This is a genomic window from Arthrobacter sp. SO3, assembly GCF_020532825.1.
Taxonomy (GTDB): domain Bacteria; phylum Actinomycetota; class Actinomycetes; order Actinomycetales; family Micrococcaceae; genus Arthrobacter.
In genome coordinates, this window is record NZ_MQTS01000238.1 from 60769 (window position 1) to 69908 (window position 9140).

At 67.2% G+C, this 9140-nt stretch carries 8 protein-coding genes and 1 pseudogene; 8 read left to right on the forward strand and 1 reads right to left on the reverse strand.

The genetic code is table 11. The features are described from left to right. From BJQ90_RS20330 to BJQ90_RS20365, 8 genes and pseudogenes are all read left to right on the forward strand, one after another. Window positions 1–420, forward strand: a pseudogene (locus BJQ90_RS20330) (ATP/GTP-binding protein); the annotation flags it as partial. Beyond that, window positions 417–2186, forward strand: coding sequence for a type IV secretory system conjugative DNA transfer family protein (locus tag BJQ90_RS20335; protein WP_226761995.1), 1770 nt, complete (start codon window positions 417–419; stop codon window positions 2184–2186). The pseudogene BJQ90_RS20330 and the gene BJQ90_RS20335, both read left to right, overlap by 4 nt. Before the next feature lie 11 nt (window positions 2187–2197). Beyond that, window positions 2198–2641, forward strand: coding sequence for a DUF4913 domain-containing protein (locus tag BJQ90_RS20340; RefSeq protein ID WP_226761996.1), 444 nt, complete (start codon window positions 2198–2200; stop codon window positions 2639–2641). 301 nt (window positions 2642–2942) lie between these two features. Then, window positions 2943–3248: a DUF427 domain-containing protein gene (locus BJQ90_RS20345; protein ID WP_226761997.1), complete on the forward strand. Its 306-nt coding sequence runs from the start codon at window positions 2943–2945 to the stop codon at window positions 3246–3248. A gap of 101 nt (window positions 3249–3349) precedes the next feature. Next, on the forward strand, window positions 3350–4705 hold the full coding sequence (locus tag BJQ90_RS22805; protein ID WP_226761998.1) for a dihydrolipoyl dehydrogenase family protein: 1356 nt from the start codon (window positions 3350–3352) through the stop codon (window positions 4703–4705). A gap of 19 nt (window positions 4706–4724) precedes the next feature. After that, entirely contained in the window at window positions 4725–6572 is a 1848-nt protein-coding gene (locus tag BJQ90_RS20355; RefSeq protein WP_226761999.1) for a glycoside hydrolase family 15 protein, read from the forward strand. Beyond that, a complete protein-coding gene (locus BJQ90_RS20360; RefSeq protein WP_226762000.1) occupies window positions 6569–7240 on the forward strand; it encodes a TVP38/TMEM64 family protein in 672 nt (223 codons plus the stop codon). The genes BJQ90_RS20355 and BJQ90_RS20360 overlap by 4 nt, the downstream gene beginning before the upstream one ends. Continuing rightward, on the forward strand, window positions 7233–7859 hold the full coding sequence (locus BJQ90_RS20365; protein ID WP_226762001.1) for a CDP-alcohol phosphatidyltransferase family protein: 627 nt from the start codon (window positions 7233–7235) through the stop codon (window positions 7857–7859). The genes BJQ90_RS20360 and BJQ90_RS20365 overlap by 8 nt, the downstream gene beginning before the upstream one ends. Here BJQ90_RS20365 and BJQ90_RS20370 read toward each other — a convergent pair. Further along, window positions 7841–9140, reverse strand: a 1300-nt coding sequence (locus BJQ90_RS20370; RefSeq protein WP_226762002.1) for a dihydrolipoyl dehydrogenase family protein, incomplete at its 5' end; no start/stop codon positions are given. The two genes, BJQ90_RS20365 and BJQ90_RS20370, sit on opposite strands and share 19 nt — an antisense overlap.

Below are 9140 nucleotides of genomic sequence, written 5' to 3' on the forward strand. Positions count from 1 at the left end.
CAGATCATGATTTCCCACACCATGTCCGACCTGCTGGCACTGCCGGCAGAAGAGGACCGGATGAAGGCCCGCGGCTTCGTGGAACGCTCCGGCATGGTGATCTGCGGTGGCCTGCCTGCCTCGGAAATGCCGTTGCTGACCTCGGCCATTCCCCTCTCCCGGCAGGAGCAGCAGAAGCTCATCTCCTGGCAGGACCCGCCCGCGTGGGACTCCCGCGGCGTCGACGTCGAACCCCCGGGCCGGGGGAAGTTCCTGATCAAGGTTGGTGGCAGGCCTGGGATCCCGGTCCTGGTGGGACTGACATCGCTTGAGCAAGGCCCGGATGGAGTCAATGACACCGAGGGGAAATGGCACGAGGCCCCGGAAACCCTGCTCGAACCCATCGCCCCTGTTGTACCCGTTGAAGGAGGCACGCTGTGAGTGCACCGAACCGTAAAGGTATGGGCCTCGGAGATGCCCTGCTGGTCTGGATGGCCATCGGCTTCATCGTCGTCTTCGGCGGCGGGACCTACGCAGCCGCACACCTGGGCTCATGGATGGCCGGCATCAAAGCACCTCCCGCCCATCCGATTGACTTGATCGCCGGGCTCATCAAGGGCCGGGTGCCCTGGCCCGTCCAGTCCACCGTCGCCGCGGCCCTCATGGCAGGGCTGGTCCTGGTCCTGACCATCGTCGTGTTCGTGGCCTGGCAGAAGGGTGCGTCCAAGCGTGCCCGCGTCGATAAGGCCGCCCGGTACCTGGGCCGGGGCAAATCCCTCGCCGCGTTCTCCGAGAAGGGCGCGAAGGCCACCGCCGAGCGGCTGGGTGTGACAGGAACCCCGGGCATCGTGGTCGGCAAGGTCGTCTCCACCAGCCAGAAATTCATTCAGTCCTGGGAAGACCTCAGCCTCGATATCTGGGGCCCCCGTACCGGTAAGTCCACTTCACGGGTGATGCCCGCGATCCTGGACGCACCGGGTGCCGTGGTGTCGACCTCGAACAAGCGTGACGTGGTGGACGGCACCCGTGGCGTCCGCGAGGCCACCGGGCCGGTGTGGGTGTTCGACCCGCAGAAGATCGCGCAGGAGGAAGCGCAGTGGTGGTGGAACCCGCTCTCCTACGTCACCGACGAAGAGAAGGCGTACAAGCTCACGCAGCATTTCTCGGTCGGTTCACGGGTCCCGGGGTCCAAGCCGGATGCCTACTTCGACCCCAAGGCCGAAGACATTCTCTCCTCGTACTTCCTCGCGGCCGCGCTCGGCGGGCTTCCCATCACGCAGGTCTACTTGTGGGTGACGGAGCAGGTCAGCCAGGACCCCATCGAAATCCTGAAAGAGCATGACTACGAGCTGCAGTACAAGGGCCTGGAGTCCACGCTGAAGCTTGCCGACAAACAGCGCGACGGCATCTTCGGAACCGCCGAGAAGATGATCCAGTGCCTCAAGAGCAGGAACACGCTGCGCTGGGTCGCCCCGACAGGCGGCGCGACGGTAGCCACGGACGCGCGCCGGCAGTTCAATCCGCACGCGTTCGCGGCCTCACAGGAGACGATCTACATCCTCTCCAAGGAAGGTGCCGGCTCAGCCGCCCCGCTCACCACAGCGTTGACGGTGGCGATCGCTGAGGCGATGGAAGAACGGGCCGAGCGCAGCGGCGGCCGGCTCCCCAAGCCTGCACTGTTCGCCCTCGATGAGCTCGCCAACGTCGTCCGCTGGGCAGCCCTCCCGGATCAGTTCAGCCACTACGGCTCCAAGGGCCTGATCGTCATGGGCATCCTGCAGTCCTGGTCACAGGGCGTCGAACTCTGGGGCGAGGCGAACATGCGGAAAATCTGGTCAGCCGCCAACGTCAAGGTCTACGGCGGCGGCGTGGCAGAAGAAGGCTTCCTCCGGGCGCTCTCGGACCTGATCGGGGACTACAGCTACACCAACGTCTCCGTCTCGTCGGGAAAATCCGGGTCCAGCCGCTCCCGCCAGGAGGGCAAGGAACGCATCTTCGACGTCTCCAACCTCGCGGAGCTCGACCGTGGCCGCGCCGTGGTCCTTGCCTCCGGTGCACCGGCCACGCTGGTCCGGACCCTGCCCTGGTACACCGGGCCCCACAAGGAAGCCGTAGAGGCGTCCATCAAGACCTACAGCCCCCGCCCCGAAGAACCGGCCGTACCGGTGGCAGCCGAGCCAGTGGCTAATCCCTGGGTCACGACGTAGGAGGCTCTGAGATGAACAGCGACATCGGACGATTCAGCACAGCTTCCAACACCAGCGAGACAGAGGCATCTGCCGAAAGGCCGGCAGAAGAGCAGAAGCCACCTGAACTGGTCTACGGCTCAACAGAAGAGTTCCTCCACGAACAGCTCCTGCCCACATACGTCCGCGACGTCGACGGCCGCGCCGCCAAATGGTGCATCGAATGGTACTTCCACCCCGAAGCACTCTCCCGTGTGGAAGCACTGTGGCGGGCCTGGGAACACCTGCGTCTCGACGGAGCCACGGGCATCAGTGTCTGGTTCAAGGACCACGCGGACCACCACATGAGCGTGCTCCTGGACCCGCGCGGCCCCTTCTACAAATGCGACATGCAAAAGCACCGGGACCCCGAACACCTAGAACCGCAGAAGGCCCCGGAGGGTTGGTTCCCGGATGTGCGGATTCAAGGAACATAGACCACGCCAAGGGCGTCTGGATTACGCTCTTGGACAAGCCGTTCCCGCCTGTTGGCTGGCCGATCGGGCCGGAAGGGCCACCGGCCCCACCGAATCTCACCGATCGACGGCCCCTTTCGTTCCCGAGGCCACCATTGCTTATCGGCTGCCGGGAAAGGATCCGGGCCCCGCGCTGCAGCGGAGCCCTGCACCAAGGTAACTCACACAGGATTCCTTGTGTGTCCCGGATCGCAGAACCGGGACGGCGACCGCACCTAGAGTCGTGGGGACGAATGATTTTACCCACGAAAGGGCCACCGTCATGAAGGCAGTACTTAACGGCACCGTTCTTGCGGACGCACCTCGGGACGAGCTGATCAAGATTGAAGGGAACTGGTACTTCCCGCCCCGAAGCGTTGACTCCGGTCTGCTTATGGCCAGTGCAACGCCCTACACCTGCGGCTGGAAGGGACGGTGCCAGTACTTCACCGTCAAGGACGGCGACGGGAAGCTGTTGCCGGACCGCGCCTTCAGCTACCCGGATCCGTATCCCGCGTCACTTGATTTGGTGGGCCAGGATTACAGCAACTACGTCGCATTCTGGAAAGAAATCCAAATCATCGAATAGCGCGGCGCCCGCTCCTCCATCGGATGGGGGTTCCTCGCTGGTGGATGGCAGGGACCGGATTTTTTTCAGAAATGACGGACTAATGATGGTGAGGAAATTTCGTGACTGAAGAGGTTGATGTTGTTGTTATCGGGATGGGTCCCGGCGGTGAGGATGCTGCCGGTGAGCTCGCAGAAGCGGGCCTCTCGGTCGTGGGAATCGAAGCGCGCCTGGTTGGCGGGGAGTGTCCCTACTACGGCTGCATCCCGAGCAAGATGATGATCCGGGCCGGTAACTCCCTGGCGGAGGGCCGAAGGATCCAGGGCCTTGCCGGGGACGCCGAGGTCCGCCCGGACTGGAAACCGGTCGCGGACCGGATCCGTTCGGAGGCCACCGATAACTGGGACGACACGGTCGCCGTGGACCGTTTCACCAGCAAAGGAGGCCGCTTTGTCCGCGGCCGGGGGAGGATTACCGGCCCGCGGACGGTCAGCGCCGCCGGCCGGGAATTCACCGCCCGCCGCGCCATCGTGGTCAATACCGGCACCGAACCGATGATTCCTCCGATCCCGGGTCTGGCCGATGCACCGTACTGGACCAACAGGGAGGCCATCGCAGCCACCGAGGTCCCGGAATCCCTGATTGTCATCGGGGGAGGGGCCATCGGAGCGGAACTGGCGCAGGCGTTTGCCCGTTTCGGCACCAAGGTCACCGTGATGGAGGCCGCGCCGGGCCTGCTGCCCCCGGAAGAGCCCGAGGCCGGCAAGCTCCTCGAAGGCGTGCTGCGGGAGGAGGGCATCGACGTCCAGGTGGGGGGCCGGATAGAAAACGTCCGGCACTCCGCCGGCATGTTCACGGTCGACGTCGGCGGATCTACCCTCAGTGCCGACCGGCTTCTGGTCGCGGCGGGCCGCACCACCAACCTCGAGTCCCTCGGTGTCGCCGCCCTGGGCCTGGATCCGGCCGCCCGCTTCCTTGACCCCGATGGGCACATGCGCATTGCCGACGGCGTCTACGCCATCGGCGACATCACGGGCAAGGGCGCCTTTACCCATGTGTCCATGTACCAGGCGTCCATCGCCGCCGCGCACATCCTGGGCCAGGACCCCGCCCCGGCCGAATACCATGCGGTTCCGCGGGTGACGTTCACCGATCCCGAGATCGGTTCGGTCGGCATGACCGAGGAACAGGCCCGCGGGAAAGGCCTGAGCGTGCGAGTCGGTTTCACGGACCTGGCCACATCCGCACGGGGATGGATCCACAAGTCCGGCAACCAGGGATTCATCAAACTCATCGAAGACGCCGATCATGGCGTGCTCGTCGGTGCGACGTCCGCCGGCCCCGCCGGGGGAGAGGTCCTCGCGGCCCTGGCGCTTGCCGTCCACGCCAGGATCCCGGTCAGCACGCTGCGGAGGATGATCTACGCGTATCCGACGTTCCACCGGGCCATTGAAGACGCACTGGACCGTCTTGAGTGAATCAGGCAGGGGTGTACCGGTGACCAGTGAGCCCATCGCCAACTACGCCATGCTCTCCGATTGCCGCTCCGCCGCGCTCGTGAGCGGCTCGGGTTCGGTGGACTGGCTGTGTTTCCCCCGTTTTGACAGCCCGTCGGTGTTCGGACGGATCCTGGGCGAGGACGCGGGCCACTGGTCGATCCGGCCTGTGGCCCCATACTCCTCGACCCGCCGGTACCTCGGGCCCACGATGGTCCTCGAGACGGTCCACACCACGGCCGCCGGGACCGTGAGAGTCACCGACGCCCTGGTCCTGGGGGAGGGGAACCGGGGCCACGAGCTCGGCGCCGGGGCTCCCGGAACATTGCTGCGGCAGGTCGTCTGTGTCGACGGCGAAGTCGAGATGGAGGTGGTCTTCGCGCCGCGGCCGGAATACGGCCTGGTCCGGCCGTTCCTTGAGGACACCGGCGGCGGGATCTTCGTCCACGGCGGGGCCGACGTGCTGGCCTTTTCCACCCCGGTCGCCTTCGCACTTGCCGATGGCGCGGCGGTTGCGAAGCCGGTTCTCCGGGCCGGAGACGTTCTGGGATTCGCCCTTCATCACCGGAACGCCGGGCCGGTACCACCGGTGTTCTGGGACCAGGAGGACATCGCCCTCCGGATTGAGGACACGCTGGAGGGCTGGGGCAGCTGGTCACGGATGCATCAGAGCTACGACGGACCCTGGCAGGACCTGGTCGCTTCCAGCGGCAGGATCCTTCAGGCCCTGACGTTCTATCCGACCGGCGCGATCGTCGCCGCCCCTACGACCTCCCTGCCCGAGGTCGCCGGCGGCAGCCGAAACTGGGACTACCGGTACACCTGGATCCGGGACGCCAGCATGACCCTGCAGGCACTGTGGGTGGCCGCGTGCCCGGACGAGGCCGGGAAGTTTTTCCAGTTCCTCGCGACGGCTGCCGCCGGCCGGCTGAGCACCGGCGAGGAGCTGCAGATCATGTACGGCATCGGCGGGGAACGGGATCTGTCCGAACGCGTGTTGGCCCACCTGCCGGGCTGGCGCGGCAGCGCACCGGTCCGGGTGGGCAACGGCGCCTGGGATCAGCGCCAGCTCGATGTCTACGGCGAACTCCTCGACGCCGCCGCGACCCTTCCGGAGTATTTGAACGATCTGGAGCCCGGGACGCGGAGCTTCCTGGCCGATGCGGCCGACGCGGCGGCATCGCGCTGGCAGTCCACGGATCAGGGCATCTGGGAGGTCCGTGGCGCGCCCCGGCACTACCTTCATTCAAAGCTGATGTGCTGGGTGGCCGTGGACCGGGCCATCGGCCTCGCCGCGGTCCTGAACGCCGAAGACAGGGTTCCGCGCTGGGTACAGACCCGGGCGCAGCTGGCCGACTCGATCCGGGCGAACGGCTGGAACGCCAGAGCTGGCGCCTACACCCAGGCCTACGGCTCCGAGGACCTGGATGCGTCGGCGCTGATGCTTTCCATCGTGGGGTTTGTGCCCGCCGATGATCCCCGGATGCTGGCAACGATCGACGCCATCGATGAACGGCTTACCGACAGTCGGGGCCTGGTGTACCGGTATCAGGCCGACGACGGGCTTACCGGGGAGGAGGGAACGTTCCTGCTGTGCACCTTTTGGCTGGCCCATGCCCTGGCCCTGGCCGGGCAGACCCGGCGCGCCCGGACCGTTTTCGAACGGGCCGCGGGATTCGCCACGGACCTGGGCCTGCTGGCCGAAGAGGTTGCGCCGGACAGCGATGAACTGCTCGGCAATTTCCCGCAGGCTTTCAGCCATATCGGCCTCGTCAACGCAGCCTGGGCGATCCGCACGGCCGAGGACGAAAACCGGGCACCTGCCGCAGGCGCCGGGGACACCCTGTGACGGGTTCTGTCCCGGGCAGCCGGCGCGGGGCGGTGATTCGGCTGGGAATTCTGGTTGTTCTGGTGGCCGCCGCTGCCGTGGCGGCACTGGTGTTTCCTCTCCCGTCTGTCGAGGACATCCGGAACTATTTCGGCACCACCGGCTGGTGGGGGCCGGCGGCTTTCATCCTCGCGTATGCCGCGCTGACGCTGGCGCCGGTGCCTAAAAATGTCCTCTCGGTCGCCGCCGGGCTGGTCTTCGGGTTCGCCGGCGGCATCGGTGTCGTCTTTATCGCCGCGATCCTGGGTTCCGTCGCGGCGTTCTGGCTGGGACGCTGGCTGGGCCGCGAAGCGGTGGAGAAATTCACCGGGGCGCGGGTGGAGAAAGTCGATGAGCTGTTGCGGCGCCGCGGCCTGGCGGCCATGATCGGTGTCCGGCTGGTGCCCGTGCTGCCGTTTACGGCCATCAACTACACCGCCGGACTGACCTCGATCCGCTGGTGGCCCTATTTCCTCGGGACCGCGATCGGCATTCTCCCGGGGACAGTGAGTTTTGTGACCCTGGGTGCGTTCGGTCTGCAGCCGGGATGGCAGCTCAACCTCGCCCTCGGGGCCCTCGGTGTGCTCACCGTGGCCGGGCTGGTCGTCGCGGTTCTGCGGCGCCGGAAGGAGAAGGCCTCCGATGTTTGATGCCCGGTTGCGGCGGGCCATGGCGCCGGCCCTGGGACGGGCCGCGGCCTGGCTGGACCGGCCATGGATCACCCCTGACAGGCTGACGGGCCTGAACCTGGTCCTTGGCCTTGCCAGCGCGGTCCTGGCGGCGGCGCAGTGGTGGCTGCCGGCCCTGGCCGCATGGCTGCTGTGCCGGGTCGCCGACGGCCTTGACGGCCCGCTGGCCCGGCGCCGGAACGCCCGCGCGGGGATTGAAGACACCGGGCGGGGCGGATTCTGGGACATCTGCGCCGATTTCATCGTCTACGGTGCCACGGTCCTGGGCGTGGGGATCGGCGCGGCAGCGGGGTTCGGTGCCCCGTGGCTGCCGTTCCTGCTGGTCCTTTTCGCCTACTACATCAACGGCACGGCCTTTCTGGCGTTCTCCTCCATCGCCGAAAGAAACGGCCGCCAGCTCCGGGACGGCCGGTCGTTGTCGTTCCTGGGCGGCCTGACCGAGGGCGCCGAGACCGTGGCCGTGCACAGCCTCTGGCTGATCTTCCCGGGCGCCGCCTGGGTTATCGCGTCCGTCTGGGCGCTGCTCGTCACCGCCAGCGGCGTCCTGCGGATCATCGCCGGTTACCGGTCCCTGGGGTGAGGCACGGGCCGGTCCAGCCAGCGCCGCCGGAGCCAGACCAGCCCCGCCATGGCCTGGCGCACCAGCGGAGAGGCCAGACGCTCCCTGACATCGGCGACGGCAGCATTCCAGACGCCATCCGAAAAGGTGGGGTAGGGGTGGGTCGTTCCGGCAATGTCAGAGGTGGTCATCCCTTTCTGGACTGCCAGGGTCAGTTCAGCCAGCGACTCCCCGGCCCGCGGGCCGACGATCGTGCCGCCCAGGATTTTTCCCCCCCGGTCCACGATCAGCCGGGTAAACCCGCCCGTGGAGTCCTCCGTCACGGCGCGGTCCACGTGGGTGTGCCTGACAGTCCGAGTGCGGTGCTGGAGGCGGGCGTCGGCGGTGGTGAGCCCGACGGCGGCCACCTCCGGGGAGGTGAACGTCACCCGCGGCACGGTGGCACTGATCCGGCGTTTGAGTCCGAGGACCGCGTTCGAGGCGGCCACGGACGCGTGGACGCCGGCCAGGTGGGTGAACTGGGGGTTGGCGGTCACATCTCCGGCGGCCCGGATGAGCGGGTTGGAGGTCATCATCCGGGTGTCCGTGATGACCTGGCCGTCCTTGTCCAGGCTTACCCCGATCCGTTCCAGCCCCAGGCCGGCGGTCCGGGGAGTGCGGCCGGTGGCCAGCAGGACCGTGTCCGCGTCGATGGCAGCACCGCCGGCAAGCCGGAGCCGGGACCCGGCGTCGGTGGTGACCGCGTTCTCGACGGTCGTGTTCTCCAGGACGCGGACTCCGTCGGTTGCCAGGGCATCCCGGACGAGGTCGGCGGCGTCGGGGTCTTCCTTGGGGAGGAGCCGGGAGCGGACGATCATGGTGACCTCGGATCCGAGGCGGGCGAAAGCTTGTCCGAGTTCGCACGCGATCGGGCCACCTCCCACAATCGCCAGCCGCCCCGGAAGGGTGTCGACTTCCCAGATCGTGTCCGAGGTCACGGTGGCCCGGGGGTCCAGGCCCGGGATGCCGGAGCTGACCGGTGCGCCGCCGGTGGCGATCAGTGCCTGCCGGTAGCGGATCGTCCTGCCGTCGACCTCGGCCACGCCGGGGGAGCGGAACGTCAGCGTGCCCTTGATGACTTCAACCCCGGCGTCTTCGAGTGCCTTAGGGGAGTCGACAGGTTCGATGGTGTTGATCGCGGCGAAGATGCGTTTCCGGACTTCGGCGAATTCCGGTGGCTGCCCGGTCAGGGCGCGGGCTGTCGCGGCGTGTTCGGCTGCGGACAGGAGGGTCTTGGACGGGACGCATCCGGTCCACAGGCAG